The 19,440-nt window shown below is 58.4% G+C and carries 16 protein-coding genes and 1 pseudogene; 9 read left to right on the top strand and 8 right to left on the bottom strand.

The genetic code is table 11. The features are described from left to right. Nucleotides 1-117: 117 nt before the first annotated feature. Nucleotides 118-882 carry a methyl-accepting chemotaxis protein gene (locus tag GQ39_RS33815; protein ID WP_425272118.1) on the bottom strand — a complete coding sequence of 255 codons (765 nt, stop codon included), beginning with the start codon at nt 880-882 and terminating at the stop codon, nt 118-120. A 93-nt stretch (nt 883-975) separates the two neighbouring features. Next, nucleotides 976-2,007 (bottom strand): annotated as a pseudogene (locus GQ39_RS33810) (HAMP domain-containing protein); the annotation flags it as partial. Between the two features lie 188 nt (nt 2,008-2,195). On the opposite strand from GQ39_RS33810, the gene GQ39_RS19040 reads away from it, so the two are divergent. Further along, a complete protein-coding gene (locus tag GQ39_RS19040) occupies nt 2,196-3,677 on the top strand; it encodes a helicase HerA-like domain-containing protein (RefSeq protein ID WP_047539018.1) in 1,482 nt (493 codons plus the stop codon). A 56-nt stretch (nt 3,678-3,733) separates the two neighbouring features. On the opposite strand, the gene GQ39_RS19035 is transcribed toward GQ39_RS19040, so the two are convergent. Further along, a complete protein-coding gene (locus GQ39_RS19035) occupies nt 3,734-4,189 on the bottom strand; it encodes a DUF721 domain-containing protein (protein WP_047532534.1) in 456 nt (151 codons plus the stop codon). A 308-nt stretch (nt 4,190-4,497) separates the two neighbouring features. On the opposite strand from GQ39_RS19035, the gene secA reads away from it, so the two are divergent. From secA to GQ39_RS19015, 4 genes are all read left to right on the top strand, one after another. Beyond that, nucleotides 4,498-7,233 (top strand): preprotein translocase subunit SecA, encoded by a 2,736-nt coding sequence (gene secA / locus GQ39_RS19030; protein WP_047532533.1) that lies wholly within the window; start codon nt 4,498-4,500, stop codon nt 7,231-7,233. 119 nt (nt 7,234-7,352) lie between these two features. Then, the gene (gene argJ, locus GQ39_RS19025) at nt 7,353-8,570 is read left to right on the top strand and encodes a bifunctional glutamate N-acetyltransferase/amino-acid acetyltransferase ArgJ (protein ID WP_047532531.1); all 1,218 of its coding nucleotides are present in this window, start codon (nt 7,353-7,355) and stop codon (nt 8,568-8,570) included. 146 nt (nt 8,571-8,716) lie between these two features. Further along, nucleotides 8,717-9,349, top strand: coding sequence for a glutathione S-transferase family protein (locus GQ39_RS19020; protein WP_047532529.1), 633 nt, complete (start codon nt 8,717-8,719; stop codon nt 9,347-9,349). Then, a complete protein-coding gene (locus GQ39_RS19015) occupies nt 9,346-10,290 on the top strand; it encodes a Nudix family hydrolase (protein ID WP_047532528.1) in 945 nt (314 codons plus the stop codon). Before GQ39_RS19020 ends, GQ39_RS19015 begins: the two co-directional genes overlap by 4 nt. A 132-nt stretch (nt 10,291-10,422) precedes the next feature. Here GQ39_RS19015 and GQ39_RS19010 read toward each other — a convergent pair whose 3' ends face one another. From GQ39_RS19010 to GQ39_RS19000, 3 genes are read right to left on the bottom strand one after another with little or no spacing between them, the layout of a single operon-like run. After that, nucleotides 10,423-11,004 (bottom strand): cob(I)yrinic acid a,c-diamide adenosyltransferase, encoded by a 582-nt coding sequence (locus GQ39_RS19010; RefSeq protein WP_047532526.1) that lies wholly within the window; start codon nt 11,002-11,004, stop codon nt 10,423-10,425. A 2-nt stretch (nt 11,005-11,006) separates the two neighbouring features. Beyond that, nucleotides 11,007-13,043, bottom strand: a complete 2,037-nt coding sequence (locus GQ39_RS19005; protein ID WP_047532523.1) for a sensor histidine kinase — start codon at nt 13,041-13,043, stop codon at nt 11,007-11,009. A gap of 45 nt (nt 13,044-13,088) precedes the next feature. Next, the gene (locus GQ39_RS19000) at nt 13,089-14,006 is read right to left on the bottom strand and encodes a putative 2-dehydropantoate 2-reductase (RefSeq protein ID WP_047532522.1); all 918 of its coding nucleotides are present in this window, start codon (nt 14,004-14,006) and stop codon (nt 13,089-13,091) included. Nucleotides 14,007-14,140: 134 nt separating this feature from the next. Here GQ39_RS19000 and GQ39_RS18995 point away from each other — a divergent pair, with 134 nt between their 5' ends. Beyond that, a complete protein-coding gene (locus tag GQ39_RS18995; protein ID WP_047532521.1) occupies nt 14,141-14,626 on the top strand; it encodes a YajQ family cyclic di-GMP-binding protein in 486 nt (161 codons plus the stop codon). Nucleotides 14,627-14,763: 137 nt separating this feature from the next. Then, nucleotides 14,764-15,606, top strand: coding sequence for a mechanosensitive ion channel family protein (locus GQ39_RS18990; RefSeq protein ID WP_047532520.1), 843 nt, complete (start codon nt 14,764-14,766; stop codon nt 15,604-15,606). Between the two features lie 223 nt (nt 15,607-15,829). On the opposite strand, the gene GQ39_RS18985 is transcribed toward GQ39_RS18990, so the two are convergent. Then, nucleotides 15,830-17,155 (bottom strand): OprD family porin, encoded by a 1,326-nt coding sequence (locus GQ39_RS18985; RefSeq protein ID WP_047532518.1) that lies wholly within the window; start codon nt 17,153-17,155, stop codon nt 15,830-15,832. Between the two features lie 911 nt (nt 17,156-18,066). On the opposite strand from GQ39_RS18985, the gene GQ39_RS18980 reads away from it, so the two are divergent. Together GQ39_RS18980 and GQ39_RS18975 are read left to right on the top strand one after the other, a co-directional pair. Next, the gene (locus GQ39_RS18980; protein ID WP_047539015.1) at nt 18,067-18,492 is read left to right on the top strand and encodes an HIT domain-containing protein; all 426 of its coding nucleotides are present in this window, start codon (nt 18,067-18,069) and stop codon (nt 18,490-18,492) included. A gap of 3 nt (nt 18,493-18,495) precedes the next feature. Beyond that, entirely contained in the window at nt 18,496-18,702 is a 207-nt protein-coding gene (locus GQ39_RS18975) for a SlyX family protein (protein WP_047532516.1), read from the top strand. 66 nt (nt 18,703-18,768) lie between these two features. On the opposite strand, the gene GQ39_RS33615 is transcribed toward GQ39_RS18975, so the two are convergent. Next, nucleotides 18,769-19,371, bottom strand: coding sequence for a cold-shock protein (locus GQ39_RS33615; RefSeq protein ID WP_047532515.1), 603 nt, complete (start codon nt 19,369-19,371; stop codon nt 18,769-18,771). Nucleotides 19,372-19,440: the final 69 nt, after the last annotated feature.

Below are 19,440 nucleotides of genomic sequence, written 5' to 3'. Positions count from 1 at the left end.
CTTGGTTGACCTTAATGAAGAATAGTTGTTCGGTTGCGGATTTGTGGGCGAGGGCAGAGGTTACGGCGATGTTGTGGCGAGGGAGGTTGCTCCCTCGCCACAGGGGGGGATCAGACGCTAGATTCGGAAACTGCCAACCAGGTGCTGCAGTCGCGCCGCCTGCTGTTCCAGATCGGCACAGGCACGCAAGGTCGCTTGCAGGTTTTCCACACCTTCTTGATTGAGGGTGTTGATTTCGGTGATGTCGACGTTGATCGACTCGACCACGGCCGTTTGCTCTTCGGTCGCCGTGGCCACCGACTGGTTCATGCCGTCGATTTCGCCGATGCGCTGGGTCACGCTGCTCAGGCGTTCGCCCGCCAGGTTGGCGATTTCCACGCTGTCCTGGCTGTGGCGCTGGCTGTCGCTCATGGTACTGACGGATTCGCGCGCGCCGACTTGCAGCTCCTCGATCATGGTCTGTACCTGTTGCGCCGACTCCTGGGTACGGTGCGCCAGGTTGCGAACTTCGTCGGCGACCACGGCAAACCCGCGTCCGGCTTCACCCGCTCGTGCGGCTTCGATGGCGGCGTTGAGGGCCAGCAGGTTGGTTTGCTGGGAGATGCTGGTGATCACTTCGAGAATCTGCCCGATGTTCACGGTTTTGCTGTTGAGCGACTCGATGTTACTGCTGGAGGCGCTGAGCATGCTCGATAGCTGATTCATCGCGGCAATGCTGCGATCGACCACGTGCTGGCCGTCTTCGGCCAGGCTGCGGGCATCGCTCGCCTGGGTCGATGCTTGCGCGGCGTTGCGGGCGATCTCCTGGGCGGCGGCGCCGAGCTGATTGATGGCTGCCGCCACACTGTTGGTGCGTGAAGCCTGCTGGTCGGAGTTGTACATCGAGGAGTTCGAGGCCGCGACGACCCGCAACGCGACTTCGTTGACCTGCCCGCTGGCCGAACACACTTCGCGGATCGAACCGTGAATGCGCTCCACAAAACGGTTGAAAGCGGTGCCAAGGATGCCGAACTCATCGTGGCTCACAATGGTCAGGCGTTTGGTCAGGTCACCTTCGCCGTCGGCAATATCGGCCATGGCGCGAGTCATGACGTGCAACGGCTGGATCAGGATGCGGATCAGCATGCCCAACAGGGCGATGATGATCACCACGGCAATGACGGTGGCAACGACTGCCGAGGCGCGGAACTCGCTGAGCGTGGAAAAGGCTTTGTCCTTGTCCACGGATAAACCGATGTACCAGTTCACCGACGATAACCCTTTGATCGGGGTGAAGGTCATGATGCGGGTTTTGCCATCGACCTGGATTTCGCTCAGGTCGCTGCTGATGGCAGGCGTGTCCTGCGGGTAAACATCCTTGAGCGATTTCATCACCATCGATTTGTCGGGGTGGACCAGGATCTTGCCGTCCGAGCTGACCAGAAAGGCGTAGCCCATGCCGCCGAAGTCCAGCGCGTTAAGCGTGTCGGCGATCACTTGCAAACTCAAGTCGCCGCCGACGACACCGATGTTTTGTCCGTCCCTGATCACACTGTCGACGATGGAAATCACCAGTTGGCCAGAGGCCAGATCAATATACGGTTCAGTCAATGCAGGGCCGTTCGCGCTTTGCGCACTCTTGTACCAGGGGCGAGCGCGCGGGTCATAGCCATCGGGCATCTTGCTGTCCGGACGGATCATGAAAGAACCATCCTTGTTGCCCAGATAGGCGCCCATGAACGTCGACGTCACGGCTTTTTGCACAAGCAGATTGGAAACGTTGGCGGTATCAGGGTTCAGTGCGGCGGTTTGCGACAGGTTTTCGATCAACAAGCTGCGACCGGCCAGCCAGGTCTGGATGTTGTTGGCAGTGACTCTGCCCATCTCCTGCAGATTATTGCCCAGATCCCTTCGAATGGCGTTGCGCTGTAAGTAGTCGTTGTACAGCGTGAATGAGGCGAAGGCAGTAATGACGACGAGCGCGGCGGCAAGCAGGATTTTATGGCTGAAACGCAGATTTTTGTTCATGACTTAGAGGTCCGCTAAGGTCTTAATGTACAGCGCGTGCTTTTATAAAGAGACGCAAAATGTGCAAGGTTCAAAGCAAGTGATATTTCCGCCGCTCCTTAGAGAAATGTCCTAACAGATTGTGTCTGTGTGCTTTGTAGTTATTTCTATCGGCCGTGTAGGACCAAAGATTAACCATGGGTGACCAAATGTCTGAGTCATTGCAAATCGTTATCGGCGCCGATCCCGCGGGGCAGCCGATCACCCAGGCCATGCGCCTGGCCAATCGCCACGGTTTGATCGCGGGTGCCACCGGGACAGGCAAGACCGTTACCTTGCAACGCATGGCCGAAGCCTTCAGTGACGCCGGTGTAGCGGTATTCGCCGCCGATATCAAAGGCGACCTGTGCGGTCTGGGCGCCGCCGGCAATCCCCAGGGCAAAATCGCCGAGCGGATCGCCGGCATGCCCTGGCTGAACCACAAGCCTCAGGCTTATCCGGTAACGCTGTGGGATGTTCACGGTCAGTCCGGTCATCCATTGCGCACGACCTTGAGCGAAATGGGGCCGCTGTTGTTGGGAAGTTTGCTCGAATTGACGGATAGCCAGCAGTCGGCGCTGTACGCCGCCTTCAAGGTCGCGGACCGCGAAGGCCTGTTGCTGCTGGACCTGAAAGACTTGAAGGCGCTGCTCAATCACCTCAAGGACAATCCGGCGTTGCTCGGCGACGACGCGGCGTTGATGACCACCGGGTCCAGTCAGGCGCTGTTGCGGCGCCTGGCGATCCTGGAACAGCAGGGCGCCGAAGCGCTGTTCGGCGAACCGGCGCTGCAACTCGAAGATATTCTGCAACCGGGTGCCGATGGGCGCGGACGTATTCATTTGCTCGATGCCAGTCGTCTGGTTCATGAAGCGCCGAAGGTTTATGCGACATTCCTGTTGTGGCTGTTGGCTGAATTGTTCGAGCAGTTGCCGGAGCGCGGCGATGCGGATAAACCGCTGCTGGCGCTGTTCTTCGACGAGGCACACCTGTTGTTCGCCGGTACGCCCAAGGCATTGCAGGATCGTCTGGAACAAGTGGTGCGGCTGATTCGCTCGAAAGGTGTCGGCGTGTATTTCGTCACCCAATCGCCGGGTGACCTGCCGGATGACGTACTGGCGCAGTTGGGTTTGCGCATCCAGCACGGCTTGCGCGCATTCACCGCCAAGGAGCAGAAATCCTTGCGGGCGGTGGCCGAGGGCTTCCGGCCGAACCCGGCGTTCGATGCCCTGTCGGTGCTGACCGAGCTCGGGATCGGCGAGGCGCTGGTCGGCACCTTGCAGGACAAGGGCACGCCGGAAATGGTCCAGCGGGTGCTGGTGGCACCACCGCAATCGCGGATCGGGCCGCTGAGTGAAGCCGAGCGTGCGGCATTGATTGCCAGCTCGCCATTGCAGGGGCGATATGACAAACCCATCGATCGCGAATCGGCTTATGAAGTGTTGATGGGGCGCAAAGGCCTGGCGCCTGAAGCTGTACCCGGCAAGCCGGCTCCGCAGGAGCCAAGCTTCACCGAACAGGCCGGCGAATTCCTCGGCACGGCGGCAGGGCAGGCGCTGAAGTCGGCGATGCGCCAGGCGGCGAACCAGTTGGGACGGCAACTGGTGCGCGGGTTGATGGGATCATTATTAGGCGGCAGCAAACGCCGCTGATTTGAGTCAGCGCGTAAAAACGGTGGGAGCGGGCTCGCTCCCACATTGGTTTTTTATCAACCCTTGGGCCTGGCGTGCGCCGCCAATCGTTCCAGCGCGGCCCGCAGGTTCGGGTCGCTGATGCCGTCGGCTGTCGCCTGAATGGTGGCGGCGGCATCGTTGGACAAATCCATGGTATGCCCGGCGGCACCTTGCTGAACGGTAGGCGGCTGCACCTTGAACAGGATTCGCGTGAGGTTGGTGAACTCGTCGAACATCTGCAATTGCCGCTGCAGGCGCTTTTGTTGATAACGCAGTCGAGTGGCCCAATGACCGTCGGTGACAATCAGCAACAAACTGCCTTCGCGCCACGACGCTACATGACAATGCTCGCGGGCGGCCGGTTGCAGTTGGCTTTCCAGCAGCCGCTGCAGATGTCCAAGGCGTTGAGCGTGGCCGAGAATGGCCTTGAGCGGTTTGGCTTCGCGAAGCAGGACGGCGGGTGCTCTGGCCGTAAGAGGGCGAAATGCCATGATCAGACACCTGAAGTAACAGAGCCGCCATGGTAGCAGAAAGCACCGGATGCACCTGCCCCATTGCTTTTATGCGGGGTTTGCCCATTAAATCAACAAGTAACTTCTGTCGCCTATGGCTTGAAGTTCAGCCATTTGCCCCTATTTTAAGTGAGCCCCGTCACAGCGCTGTGCCAGCATCGTGGAATAACGCCACTTTCCTCACCATCGTTTCCGGGTAGAATGCTCGTTCGCATGCGGCCATGAGGGCTGCACGGGCGACTCACGGGGCCGCCCTCCATCCCTTTAGTGTGGAAGATCCTGCCGATATGTTTGCGCCTTTGTTAAAGAAACTTTTTGGAAGCAAGAACGAGCGTGAAGTCAAACGCATGCTCAAGACGGTGCAACTCGTCAATGCCTTCGAAGAGCAAATGGTGGCCCTTTCGGACGATCAATTGCGTGCCAAGACAGATGAGTTCAAGGCCCGCATCGCCAAAGGGGAAACCCTCGACAAGCTGCTGCCAGAAGCCTTTGCGGTCGCCCGCGAAGCCGGTAAGCGCGTCATGGGTATGCGCCACTTCGATGTCCAGCTGATCGGCGGCATGACCTTGCATGAAGGCAAGATCGCCGAGATGCGTACCGGTGAAGGCAAGACCCTGGTGGCGACACTGGGCGTTTACCTCAACGCATTGTCCGGCAAGGGCGTGCACGTTGTGACGGTGAACGACTACCTGGCTCGCCGCGACGCCAACTGGATGCGCCCGCTTTATGAATTCCTCGGCCTGACGGTCGGCGTGGTCACGCCGTTCCAGCCGCCGGAAGAGAAGCGCGCCGCCTACGCCGCCGACATTACCTACGGCACCAACAACGAATTCGGTTTCGATTACCTGCGCGACAACATGGCGTTCAGCATGGAAGAAAAATTCCAGCGCGAACTCAACTTTGCCGTGATCGACGAAGTCGACTCCATCCTCATCGACGAAGCCCGTACGCCGCTGATCATTTCCGGTCAGGCCGAGGACAGCTCCAGGCTGTACATCGAAATCAACAAGTTGATCCCGCAGCTGGAGTTGCATGTCGAGGAAGTCGAAGGCGAAGTCACCAAGGCCGGTCACTACACCGTTGACGAGAAGACCCGCCAGGTAGAGCTCAACGAAGCCGGTCACCAGTACGTCGAAGAAACCCTCACCCGCATCGGCCTTCTGGCTGAAGGCGAGAGCCTGTACTCGGCGCACAACCTGAGCCTGTTGACTCACGTGTATGCCGGTCTGCGTGCGCACAAACTGTTCCATCGCAACATCGAATACATCGTGCAGGATGGCCAGGTTGTCCTGGTCGACGAACACACCGGTCGTACCATGCCGGGCCGTCGTTTGTCCGAGGGCCTGCACCAGGCCATCGAAGCCAAGGAAAACCTCAACATTCAGGCCGAAAGCCAGACCCTGGCATCGACCACGTTCCAGAACTACTTCCGTCTGTACAGCAAACTGTCCGGCATGACCGGTACGGCCGACACCGAAGCGTTCGAATTCCACCAGATCTATGGCCTCCAGGTCATGGTCATTCCACCGAACAAGCCGTTGGCCCGTAAGGATTACAACGACCTGGTGTTCCTGACCGCCGACGAGAAATACGCGGCAATCGTCGCCGATATCAAGGAAAGCATGGCTGCCGGTCGTCCGGTGCTGGTGGGTACCGCGACCATCGAAACGTCCGAGCACATGTCTAGCCTGCTCGTGAAGGAAGGCATCGAACACAAGGTTCTGAACGCCAAGTTCCACGAAAAAGAAGCCGAGATCATCGCCCAGGCCGGTCGCCCAGGCGCATTGACCATCGCCACCAACATGGCCGGTCGTGGTACCGACATCCTGTTGGGCGGCAACTGGGAAGTGGAAGTGGCTTCGCTGGAAGACCCGACCCCTGAGCAGATTGCCCAGATCAAGGCCGACTGGCAGAAGCGTCACCAGCAAGTGCTCGAGTCGGGCGGTTTGCAGGTGATCGCGTCCGAGCGCCACGAATCGCGCCGTATCGACAACCAGTTGCGTGGTCGTGCCGGTCGTCAGGGTGATGCCGGTTCCAGCCGTTTCTACCTGTCTCTGGAAGACAGCCTGATGCGCATCTTCGCCTCTGACCGGGTGAAAAACTTCATGAAAGCCCTGGGCATGCAGCCTGGCGAAGCGATCGAGCACCGCATGGTGACCAACGCCATCGAAAAGGCGCAGCGTAAGGTTGAAGGTCGCAACTTCGATATTCGCAAGCAACTGCTCGAGTTCGACGACGTCAACAACGAACAGCGTAAAGTGATCTATCACATGCGTAACACGTTGCTGGCCGCCGACAACATCGGTGAAACCATCGCCGACTTCCGCCAGGACGTGCTCAACGCCACCGTCAGCGCACACATTCCACCGCAATCGCTGCCGGAGCAGTGGGACGTGGCCGGTCTGGAAGCCGCCTTGCAGAGCGACTTCGGCGTGGCGCTGCCGATCCAGCAATGGCTCGACGAAGACGATCACCTGTACGAAGAAACCCTGCGCGAGAAGCTGATGCAGGAACTCGTGGCGGCGTATAACGAGAAAGAAGACCAGGCGGGCGCCGAGGCGCTGCGTACTTTCGAGAAGCAAATCGTTCTGCGCGTGCTGGACGACCTGTGGAAAGACCACCTGTCGACCATGGATCACCTGCGTCACGGCATCCACCTGCGTGGCTATGCCCAGAAGAACCCGAAACAGGAGTACAAGCGCGAGTCGTTCACGCTGTTCTCCGAACTGCTCGATTCGATCAAGCGCGATTCGATCCGTGTGCTGTCCCACGTTCAGGTTCGTCGCGAAGATCCGGCCGAAGAAGAAGCCCGTTTGCGTCAGGAGGCCGAAGCACTGGCGGCGCGCATGCAGTTCCTGCATGAAGAAGCACCAGGTCTGGAGCAGCCGGAAGCGTTGGGTGAAGAGGTCGATGTGGCCCTGGCCACCGCACCGGTACGCAGTGAGCAGAAGCTGGGCCGTAACGAGCTGTGCTACTGCGGTTCGGGCAAGAAATTCAAGCATTGCCACGGGCAGATTCAGTAACCCCGTTTCAAACGCTGAAATACCCGCGCCGCGACCGGCTCCTGCCGTCGCGGCGTTTTGCCATTTAAACCACCGCTCTTCCTGAAGCGGTGCACACATCATCTATAAGGAGCGCATTCATGGCTGTTGGTCTTGGTCCTTTGCCAACGTTGCACCCGGTTGCCGGTTTTGAACTCGGTATTGCCTCGGCCGGTATCAAGCGTCCGGGGCGCAAGGATGTTGTGGTCATGCGCTGTGCCGAAGGTTCGACCGTCGCCGGCGTGTTCACCCTCAACGCCTTTTGCGCGGCGCCGGTGATCCTGGCCAAGCAGCGCGTGCAAGGCCCGGTACGCTACCTGTTGACCAACACCGGCAATGCCAACGCCGGTACCGGCGAACCCGGCCTTGCCGCCGCCGAGCGCACGTGCGCCAAACTGGCCGAGCTGGCGGGTGTGGATGCCAGCCTGGTGCTGCCGTACTCCACCGGTGTGATCGGCGAGCCACTGCCGGTCGAGAAAATCGAAGGCGCGCTGCAAGCCGCCCTCGACGACCTGTCGGTCAATAACTGGGAAGCCGCTGCCACCGGCATCATGACCACCGATACCCTGCCCAAGGGTGCCAGCCGTCAGTTCCAGCATGACGGCGTGACCATCACCGTCACCGGCATCAGCAAAGGCGCGGGCATGATCCGCCCGAACATGGCGACCATGCTGGGCTACATCGCCACCGACGCCAAAGTCTCCCGCGATGTGTTGCAAAACCTGTTGCTGGACGGCGCCAACAAGTCGTTCAACCGTATCACCATCGATGGCGACACTTCGACCAACGACTGCTGCATGCTGATCGCCACTGGTCAGGCCGCGCTGCCGGAAATCACACGCGCTGAAGGCGAGTTGTTCGCCAAGTTGAAACAAGCCGTGTTCGAAGTGTGCATGGAAGTGGCCCAGGCGATCGTGCGCGACGGTGAAGGCGCGACCAAGTTCGTCACCGTTGAAGTCAACGGCGGCGCTAATCACCAGGAGTGCCTGGACGTTGGTTACACCGTGGCCCACTCGCCGCTGATCAAGACTGCATTGTTTGCTTCCGATCCGAACTGGGGTCGTATCCTCGCCGCCGTTGGCCGCGCAGGTGTACCGAATCTGGACGTGAGCAAGATCGACGTGTTCCTCGGCGACGTGTGCATCGCCAGCCGTGGCGCGCGCGCCGCGACGTACACCGAAGCCCAGGGCGCGGCGTTGATGCAGCAGGAAGAGATCACCATCCGTATCGAACTGGGACGTGGCGATTGCAGCGAAACCATCTGGACCACCGACCTGTCGCATGAGTACGTGAAGATCAACGCCGAGTACCGTACTTAAGACCGAGTCGCCCCCATCGTTAGCAGGCTAGCTTCCACATCGGAGTTGTGTAAACCCGAACAACTGTGGGCGCTAGCCTGCTAGCGATGGCGGCCTGCCAGTCACCGGCTAGACTGGCCTGTCCCCTTCATCAAAAGGTCCCGAACATGAGCCTTCACCTGATCATTGGCGACAAACTGCTTTCCTCCTGGTCCCTGCGCGGCGCCCTGGCTCTCGACCTGACCGGTGCCCCCTATACCGAGGAGCTGATCAAGCTCAACCAGCCGGACACCCGCGATCGGCTGCTCAAGCATTCGCCGACCGGCAAAGTCCCCCTGCTCAAAACCGAACACGGCACCGTCGCCGATTCCCTGGCGATTGCCGAGTACCTGGCAGAGCAATTCCCCGATGCTGGCCTCTGGCCCAAAGACACTGCGGCCCGTGCCCAGGCGCGTTCGGCGTGCGCACAGATGCATGCCGGGTTCTTCGCCATGCGCGGCAACATGCCATTCGACCTGAGCCATGATGCACCTCTGTCGCCGGTTCCGGCCGACGTGCAGGCGGACATTGAACGCATGTCCGCGTTGTGGGCCGAGTGCCGCGCCGTCGCGACGGAAAGCGGGCCGTACCTGTTTGGCCGGGCCACCCTGGCCGACGCGTTTTTTGCGCCCATCGCCGTGCGCCTGCGCACCTATCAGGTGAAGCTGTCCGCAGCTGACGAAGCCTATGTTCAAACCATCTACCAATGGCCAGCCTTCAAGGCCTGGCAGAAGGCCGGACTGGAGGAAATCAAGCGGTGAAACGAGTACACGTAGCCGCCGCCGTTATCCGTGATAGCAGCGGCAAGATCCTCATCGCTCGCCGTGCCGACACCCAGCATCAGGGTGGGCTGTGGGAATTCCCTGGTGGCAAGGTCGAAGCTGACGAGTCCGTTGAAACGGCGCTTGGTCGCGAGCTTTACGAAGAACTGGGCATTGTCGTCGACGTCGCGCGACCGCTGATCAAGGTTCAACACGACTACCCGGACAAGCAAGTATTGCTGGATGTCTGGGAGGTCTCGGCGTTCACCGGCGAACCTCATGGTGCCGAAGGTCAGCCTTTGGCCTGGGTGACCGCCCGTGAGCTCTCGAATTATGAGTTTCCTGAGGCCAATCGGCCTATCGTCGCCGCTGCCCGTTTGCCCGAGCAATACCTGATCACCCCGGAGGATCTGGAAACCCCGGCCCTGCTGAAGGGCATCCAGAAAGCCATCGCGGGCGGCATCAAGCTGATCCAGCTGCGCGCACCGAACGGTTACGACCCCAAGTATCGTGATCTGGCTGTGGACGCGGTGGGACTGTGCGCCGGCAAGGCGCAGTTGATGATCAAGGGGCCGTTCGAATGGCTGGGAGATTTCCCTTCCGCCGGTTGGCACATTACCTCGGCACAGCTGCGCAAATACGCAGCGGCCGGTCGTCCATTGCCTGCGTCGCGCTGGTTGGCGGCTTCCTGCCATAACGCCGAAGAACTGGCGCTGGCCGAAGAGATGGGCGTGGACTTCGTGACCCTGTCACCTGTGCAGCCGACCCTCACTCATCCGGGCGCTCAACCGCTGGGTTGGGAACAGGCCTCGACTTTGATCGAGGGCTTCAGCAAGCCAGTGTTTTTGCTGGGCGGCGTTGGGCCTGCGGAGGTTCAGAAGGCTTGGGCGGCAGGTGCCCAGGGTGTGGCGGGGATTCGGGCTTTTTGGCCTGAGGCTTGATTATGCAGTGATGCTGCCGGCCTCTTTGCGGGCAAGCCCGCTCCCACAGGTTTAGCGGTGTACACAGATTTTGTGTTCGACGCGATACTGTGGGAGCGGGCTTGCCCGCGAAGAGGGCCTGATAGGCGACGACTAAACTTCAGGTTTCGCCGCGGGCTGCCAAAGAATCTCCGCAACCCCCTGACGCCGAGCAATCACCCGCGCCATCACAAACAGCAAATCCGACAATCGATTGATGTATGCGAGCCCCACTCCGGCCAGCGGTTCAAGCGCGTTCAAATGCTGGCAGCGACGCTCGGCACTGCGAGCCAGGCTGCGGCAGACGTGAGCCTGGGCAATCAGCATCGAACCACCCGGCAGAATGAAATTCTCCAGCGGCCCCAGCTCCTCGTTCCACACATCGATCGCCGCTTCCAGGCGTTCGATTTCTGCGGCGTTCAACGCTTGATACTCCGGCATTGCCAGTTCGCCGCCAAGGTCAAACAGTCGGTGCTGACAGGGCGCCAATACCTCGACCACTTCTTTCAACCCCGGATGCTCGGCGCTTTGCGCGGTCAACCCGGCTAGCAACACTCCCACCTGACTGTTAAGCGTATCGACCTCGCCAATGGCCTCTATCCGCGGATGGTCCTTGGGCACGCGGCGGCCGTCGCCCAGACCGGTTTCGCCTTTGTCGCCGGTGCGGGTGTAAATCTTCGACAAGCGAAAGCCCATGGTTACCTCGATAGCTGATTGAGTTCTTGAGAGACGAGCGGGGTGCCCGCCAATGGCAGGCGCAGGGTGAAGCAGGTGCCTTGGCCCAGGGTCGATTGCACTTCCATCTGACCCTTATGGTTGTTGGTGATGATGAAGTACGAGACGGACAAGCCGAGACCGGTGCCCTGACCAATTTCCTTGGTGGTGAAGAAGGGTTCGAACGTACGTTTGCGCACGCTTTCGCTCATGCCGACGCCGTTGTCTTCGACCTGGATTTCGGCCCAGGGCGGATTCAGCCTGGTACGCAGAATGATCCGTCCCGGTTCGCTGTCGTCTTCGCGCTGGTGAATGGCTTGGGCGGCGTTTTTCAGCAGGTTGAGCAGCACCTGCTCCAGCTCGTTGGCAGTGCCGGGCACCGGGCCCAGCGCCGGGTCGAACTGGCGAATGATTGCCTGGCCCTTGAAATCGAAACCGATCGCCAGGTCGAAGTCGTTACCAGCGATTTCAACGGCTTGATCGATCAGCGCCGGTAGATCGCAAGGGGCCATTTGTCGGGTGCTGCGGCGACTGAAACTGAGCATGTGGGTCACGATTTTTGCCGCTCGGGCGCCGGCTTGCTGAATGCCGTCGAGCAGCTGCGGCACTTCGCGGGCTTGCAGGTAGTCATTGACCGTCGACAGTTCGACGCCGACCTGTTCGGCCTGCTCAAGGTTCTTCGGCAAATCGGGGGACAGGCGTCGACGAATGTTCTGCACGTTATGCAGGATCGCGCCCAAAGGGTTGTTGATCTCGTGGGCCATACCGGCGGCAAGGCCACCGACAGACAGCATTTTCTCCGACTGCACCATCATTTCTTCCAGGGACAGGCGCTGGGTGATGTCGTCGATCCGGATCACCACCCCACGCCCGGCGCCGCCCATCAGTGGGTAGAAGGTCAGGGCGTAGTGTTTGGGTTCATCGTCCTTGACCCAGGTCACGCGTTCGATCTTGGCCACGGTGTGTTGTTCGACGGTTTGCTTGAGTTGTGGGAGAAACGGCTTGAGCGGTTCGAAAGCGAGAAAAATTGGCTGGTTCAAGGCTTCATCGAGGCGCGTGCCGGAGAGGGCGCTGGCTTCCTGGTTCCACTGCGTGACGTAGAGCTGCTCGTCGAGGGCGATCAGGGCCGACGGCATGGAGTCGATGATGCTGTTGAGATAATTCTGAAAGCCGGTGAGTTTCTTCTCGATCTTGCTGCGCACCTGGACTTCGAGCTCCAGTTTGCGGTTGGTGTGCCGGGTTTCTTCGGCCAGTCCCTGAGCCTGGTCATAAGCGGCCTGAGAATCATCCCGCGCCCGCTTGAGTTGCTGCTCCCGGGCCTCGATGCGCGAAAGCATGGTGTTGAACGCTTCAGCGAGACTGCCGATTTCATCGTGATTACCGCGCGAGGCGCGCAAGGCGTAGTTCTCTTCCCGCGTCACTTGCCGGGAGAGTTCTTCGAGTTCGTGGATCGGCCGGGTAATCAGGCGTTTGATTTGCCGGGCGATCACCATCCACAGCAGCACGCTGAAGATCAGAATCCCGAGACTGGCGGTCAGGGTGCCGGTATAGAACGCCATCGGCAGTTCGCTGCTGGCCACCAGCAGCAAGTGGCCGGGGTCAGTTCCGGGGCGGGGCAGGGTGATCACTTGATTGCTGCGAAACTCGGTGGCTTGCCAGGCTTCGATGTGTCGGTAACGCTCGGGCAGGTTCAGGTGGTCGCCATGTTGTAGCTGTGCCAGACGTACACCCTTGCCGTCATAGAGAGCGGCTGCCCGCAGCGGGGAATAGCTGTTGAGTTCATTGAGCAGGCGCTCGGCGTTTTGTGGCGATTGCAAGGCATCGGCCACCAGGCTCGGGTTGGACACCAGTCGACCAATGGTCTGCAGGGCCTGCGGGGCCATGCTTTCCTGGGAAATGTAATACGCGGCGCTGATAAAGGTCAGGTTGGCGACCAGCAGGACGGTGGTCAACAGCACCAACAGGGCGGCCAGTAGTTTCTGGCCGACAGGAAGGTTTTCAAGGCGCTGGCGCAATGGCATCAGGTTTATCGCTGCAAAGGAACAAGTGGCCAGCGTAGCCGCTGCTCAGTCGCTGGGCAATCCAAGGCGTTTCAGATGGGTGACCAGGCGCTGTTGCAGTTGATTGAGGTGCGGCAGGTTGAGCTTGTGCCTGTCCGACGCCTTGCAGGCGTAACCCAGCAAGTAACCGATTTCGGTTCGACGTCGGTTGTTCACGTCCTGATGCATCGAAGAGTAGTTGGCAGCGGTGGCGTGGATCACCCGTTCCACCTCTTGCTGCAGGTTCTCGGCCGCCGCCGGCTGGCCACAGCGCTCAAGCAATTCGGTCAGTTCGCCGCAAAGGGTAGCGACTTCACAGTGATGCTCCTGCAGACCGCCATTTCGGCAATCGTGCAGCACCGTCAGCGGATTGATCGCGCAGTTGAGCGCCAGTTTGCGCCACAGTCTGGTCAGAATATCGGTGCTCCACTCATGGGGAATACCGGCGGCGCTCAAGTCCTCGAGCCAGATCGGCGCGACTGGATGGCCAACATCGCCAAGCCAGGTGAATCCATGACCGGCGAACACCACACGCCAGTCGCCGTCGCGGAAGGCGCCTTCGGTGCTTGATGCATAAATGCAGCGTGCCTGTGGTACTTGTGCTGCGACGGCGTCCTGACTGCCCAGGCCGTTCTGCAGGAGAATCAGCTCTGCACCGGGGGCCAGGCGTGATGCGACTTGCGCCACGGCTTTTTCAGCGTCGTAGGCTTTACAGGCGATCAACAGGCGATTGATCGGCTCGATACTGTCAGGAGTTTCGGCGGGCACCGGGTAGTGCTGTGCCTCTCCATGTTCGACCAGTGTCAGCCCGCCTGCCGTCTCGTAAGCCTGCAAGCGCGCGGTATCCCGCAAGATCAGCCGCACCGGCACTGCGGCCCGAGCCAGGCGCGTCGCCCACAACGTGCCAAGGCTTCCGGCACCCAGGACATGCCAGGTTGTGGACATCAGCTTTTTGCTCTGTTTAAGGCGCGCATGGAAGGCTCACAGTGAATGATGGGAAAGACCCGTTATAATCAGCGCGGATTTTTACCGCAAGCCAGGTGTGCTTCATCGGCGCGCCCATTTATTGGAGAAATTACATGCCGTCGTTCGACGTGGTATCCGAACTGGACAAACACGAAGTCACCAACGCGGTCGAAAACGCCGTCAAGGAACTCGATCGTCGTTATGACCTGAAAGGCAAAGGCAGCTTCGAGTTCAAGGAAAAGGACCTGACCGTCAACCTGACCGCCGAAGCGGATTTCCAGCTGGAAGCGATGATTGAGATCCTCAAGCTGTCGCTAGTCAAGCGCAAGATCGACGTGCAATGCCTTGAAGTCAAGGATGCCTTTGCATCGGGCAAGTTGATGAAGCAGGAAGCCGTCCTCAAGGAAGGTATCGACAAAGAGCTGGCGAAGAAAATCGTCGCTCACGTCAAAGATGCCAAACTCAAGGTCCAGGCCGCCATTCAGGGCGAGCAAGTGCGCATCACCGGCAAGAAGCGCGATGACCTGCAGGAGGCCATTGCAGTGCTGCGGGCCAAGGAATTCGGCATGCCGCTGCAGTTCAACAACTTCCGCGACTGACGTAGCAAGCGGGAACCTCTCGGCGTTTTCGGCGTCCGAGGCCCAAGCAACGGTAGAAACGATTGCCCCTGAGGGGGGCGGTCATTTCTACCGTTTATTTTTCGTGTGCCGGATGGCCGGAAATCAGGAGAAAATAGATGGATTTGAATGCTGAAGTAGACAACCTGGTCAAGGTATCCCAGGCCTGGATCCCGATGATCATGGAATACGGCAGTCGTGTGCTGCTGGCAGTGATCACCCTGGCCATTGGCTGGTGGCTGATCAACAAGGTCACGCAAAAGCTCGGCGGTCTTTTGGCCCTGCGCAATGCGGATCTGGCCCTGCAAGGGTTCATCAGTAGCCTGGCGAATATCATTCTCAAAATACTGCTGATCGTCAGTGTGGCGTCGATGATCGGTGTGGAAACCACTTCGTTCGTGGCTGCGATCGGTGCCGCAGGTCTGGCCATTGGTCTGGCACTGCAGGGCAGTCTGGCGAACTTTGCCGGTGGCGTGCTGATTCTGCTGTTCCGGCCTTTCCGAATCGGTGACTGGATTGAAGCTCAAGGTGTCGCCGGTACTGTCGACAGCATCCAGATCTTCCACACCGTGTTACGAACAGGTGACAACAAGACGATTATCGTGCCAAACGGCAATCTGTCGAACGGCATCATCACCAACACCAATCGCCAACCGACCCGCAAAGTAGTGTTCGACGTTGGCGTAGATTACGAAGCAGACTTGCAAAAGGCCCGTCAAGTCTTGCTGGACCTGGCCAAGGATCCGCGTGTTTTGACGGACCCCGCGCCTCAGGCAGTCATTTCGACCTTGGGTGACAGTTCGATCACTGTTTCCCTGCGAGTGTGGGTCAAAACGGCAGATTATTGGGACGTAATGTTCATGTTTAATGAACAGTCCCGAGATCGATTGAAAAAGGCTGGCATCGATATTCCATTTCCACAACGGGTTGTTCGTGTGGTTCAGGAAGCGGCAGTGCAGTAACCCATACCAACTTAGTTGGTTATTTGCTCCGTTAGTGGCACTGGGCCCAAGAGGATAATTGCCTCTTGGGCTTTTTTGTGAGTTTTGATCAGTTCATTGAAAAAAAGACTGATGTTATGAAATGAAGTTGTTTGCTGGTTTTTCATGAATATGGCAGGCATAAAAAAGCCGCCCACCTGGAGAGGTGGGCGGCTTTTACAGTACTTGCTGTGTTACACCCGGATTAGAGGATGTTCAGCGGGTACTCTACGATCAGACGAGTGTCGTACAGGTCAGGCGAGTAGCCGCTGTACGCTTGGTTCGAACGATAGTTGGCGTAACGTACGCGGAACGACAGATCTTTAGCCGGACCTTCCTGGACTACGTATTTGGACTCCAGGTTCCATTCGTATTCCTTACCTTCGCCCGCATTGGCAACGTTAATGTTGTCACCCTTCACGTAACGGGTCATGAAGCTCAGACCAGGTACGCCGTAGGTAGCCATGTTCAGGTCGTAGCGAGCCTGCCAGGACTTCTCTTCACGACCCACGAAGTCGGAGATCTGGATGGAGTTGGATACGAAGATGGTGCTGTTACCGTCAACGCCGTAGTAGTAAGCGTTGTCACCGCTGGATTGCTGGTAAGCGACGGTGAACTTGTGAGCGCCGAGGCTATAGGCAGCAGCCAGGGACCACAGGTTGTTGTCCACACCCAGGGTGCCGTCACCGATTGCGTCAACCAGGTCACCACGGCTTTCGCCTTTGGTTTTGTAACCGTTGAGGTCGAAGTTCAGGGACTGGTTTTCAGCGATTGGCAGGGTGTAGTTCAGGTTGATGTAGTACTTTTTGAAGTAGTCATCAGCATCCGACGCAGCCACGGCACCGGTGAAATTATCAGTGAAAGCGTAGCTTGCACCGAAGATATTGATGTTGGTCAGGCCTTTGCCGCCGTTGCCATTTTCATCTGGCAGACCGCCGATGCTGTCACGACCCATGCCAGTTTGTTTGCTCAGGGAAGTGAAACGACCAGCGTTCAGTTCCAGGCCCTTGATTTCTTTGGAAGTGATCAGGGTACCGGTAGCAACTTCTGGCAGCAGACGGCTGTCATCGGTAGCAAACACTGGGCTGGCAACGAACTGCTGACCGTATTTCAGTACGGTATCGGAGAGGCGGAATTTAACTGCGCCACCGAGTTTGCCTTGGGATTTTTCCGGGTTGCCATCGCTGTCGTTGGCGAACAGACCGTTACCGCGGCGACCCGAGCCACCGTCAAGTTTAACCGAGCCCATTGCCATGGCATCAAGGCCGAAACCTACAGTACCTTGAGTGAAGCCCGACTCGTAGGTGAGCAGTTGGCTAACACCGGTATCCTGACGGTAGCCGGAGGTACCAGAGGACGGGTTGCTAACACCGTTTTTGTAATCGCGGTTCATGTATTCCATACGGGTTTTCAGTTTCAGGCTTTCATCGCCGAAGAAACCCTTGGAATCGTCCTGGGAGGACGCTACTGCGAACTGCGAGGTACCAGCTGCAACAGCCAGTGCGATCATGCTCCACTTCATCACGCGCATCGTGATTTGCTCCTTTGGTTTTTAGAAGAGTACTGCCGTCCCACCTGTTTTATTATCTGGGCGGCTCTTTCTTTTTGTGTCGGCGCAAACTTATATCACGCCGACAATGTTGGCGATACTTGCGCATCTAACCTTTCAGCTTCTTTACGACCCTGTCGCAAACGGCTTGCTAGATGTCGCAAATTTACAGCCCCGATGCAACAGGACGGACAACTTTAATGCTGTTTCTGGGCTTGAGCATCGGTAAAAAGAGTCCCTGGTGAAACGTTTGAATCTCCATCGGGCTACCTGCCACTGTTTTTTTTGGTCTCAAGGTTCCCGCTTCCAGCGGTGTCCTCATAGACGATGTGGGTGCTAATGCAACAAATGTGCACAAACCAGCTTTTTGCTGATCTTTTTTTCTGAATGCCTGCCTGGTGCGCTAAAAACCTCATAAAACCGGGGGGTTCATGCTTCCGTTATTCGTGCTTGACGCCATGGTTTGCATCGTGTTGATCGCGATGTACGGCGGCGTGACAACCAAAAACGTTACCGGTTCACCCCGTCAGTGGGTAAATGGCGGATGTCGAAGCATTCAGCGTAGACGCATTGTGCGGTTTTGGTGCAAAAAATTTTATGCGCTGTACTGAATTCGTACAGTTACGCGTTTGTCACGCCCTGCACGGATAGGTATTTGCTGGTCATTTCGCTATTCGTTTCGCTGGTATCGGGTCAGTAATGGTGCGTTTCGCCATGAAATGTCTCATCTCGGGGCGCGCGTCGGCCCTTTGCAGGCTCTCGGGCGGGCTTCGGCAATGGTTGCTCGTGAAGCCAGCGACATTCGCAGGTATGCTGCCGACCAGTCGCTTGGTGCGCGATCTTTCGGGATGGGCGCTAAGCTGAAAATTGATGACCAGGCGGGAGTGCACTCAGTGTTCGCTTTAGATCCACGACTTCAACAAGACACGTTGCCGATTGGCGATTTCCCGCTATGTCGGTTGCTGTTGTCCAATGATTCGAATTATCCCTGGTTCATCCTGGTACCTCGCCGCGACGATATCAGTGAGATATTTCAGTTGGATGTCGCCGATCAGTTGCGGCTCTGGCAAGAAACCACTGCGCTGGCCGAGGTGCTCAAGGACTCGTTCGGCGCCGACAAGTTGAATGTCGCGGCCTTGGGCAACGTTGTCAGCCAGTTACACATGCATGTGATCGTGCGCAAGCGTGAGGACGCCGCCTGGCCGGCTCCGGTCTGGGGCAAGCACCCGGCCAAACCCTACAGTGCCGAGCAGGTCGAGGCGATTCGAGATCGGCTGCGTCTGGTGCTGACCAGTGATTTTTCGTTCGTGGAGGGCTGAATCATGAGCCTGGAAGATCGCATTACCGATCTGGAGAGCCAGTTGGCGTTTCAGGATGACACCATTCAGGCATTGAATGATGTGGTGGCGGCACAGCAGCGTGCGGTTGAGCGCCTGCAACTGCAAATGGCCGCATTGCTCAAGCGCCAGGAAGAAATGGCCGGCCAGTTCGAGTCGTTCGAGGAAGAGGCGCCACCGCCACATTACTAAGGCCCAGGCGCAGGCAATAAAAAACCGCGAACAGCCTGGCTGTTCGCGGTTTTTTTATGCCTTTAATCAGCGTCGCGGCAGAGCGGCGATCACATCTTCGGCTTGCAGGCCCTTGTCACGGTTCATGACGGAAAACTCCACGCGCTGGCCTTCGACCAGGACGCGGTGGCCTTCGCCGCGAATGGCCCGGAAGTGCACGAAAATATCGTCACCGGAGTCGCGGGAAATAAAGCCGAAGCCTTTCGACGTGTTGAACCACTTGACGGTGCCGGTATCGCGGTTGCTCATGTCATAGCCAGGCGAAGTGGTGGCCGGTGACGATTTGTAAAAACTGACCGCCAGGTGCAAAACAACGGCAATCAGGGCAGCGACCAGGCTGAACAGAACGGCAGGTTGACCGGCGATCACCGGCATCGGTGCGATCAGCGTCAGCGTTTGCAGGACAACAGCCAGAACCAGCAGGGCGCTGACCAGGTTCTGCAATTGATGGCGCGGGCCTTTGTTCCAGTAAGGGATAACAGGAGCGAGAGTAAGGTTTAGCAGGCCGAAAAAGGCCAGGTACAGTGCGTCGGGTTGTTGCAGGTAAGGTACGGCTTCGGATCGCAGGCTAGGGATGAAGGACAGCAGCAGAGCCGCTGCGCCCATTAGCAGGTGGACGATTTTCAACATTTTGATTAACTCACGTTAAGACGGATCACAAGGAAGAGCTGATCGAGCACGGTTCGCTTCAGAACAATA

Source organism: Pseudomonas sp. 11/12A (assembly GCF_000800055.1).
Lineage (GTDB): Bacteria > Pseudomonadota > Gammaproteobacteria > Pseudomonadales > Pseudomonadaceae > Aquipseudomonas > Aquipseudomonas mohnii.
The sequence above is the reverse complement of the archived record's forward strand: the minus strand, read 5'-3'. Positions and strand labels throughout refer to the sequence as shown.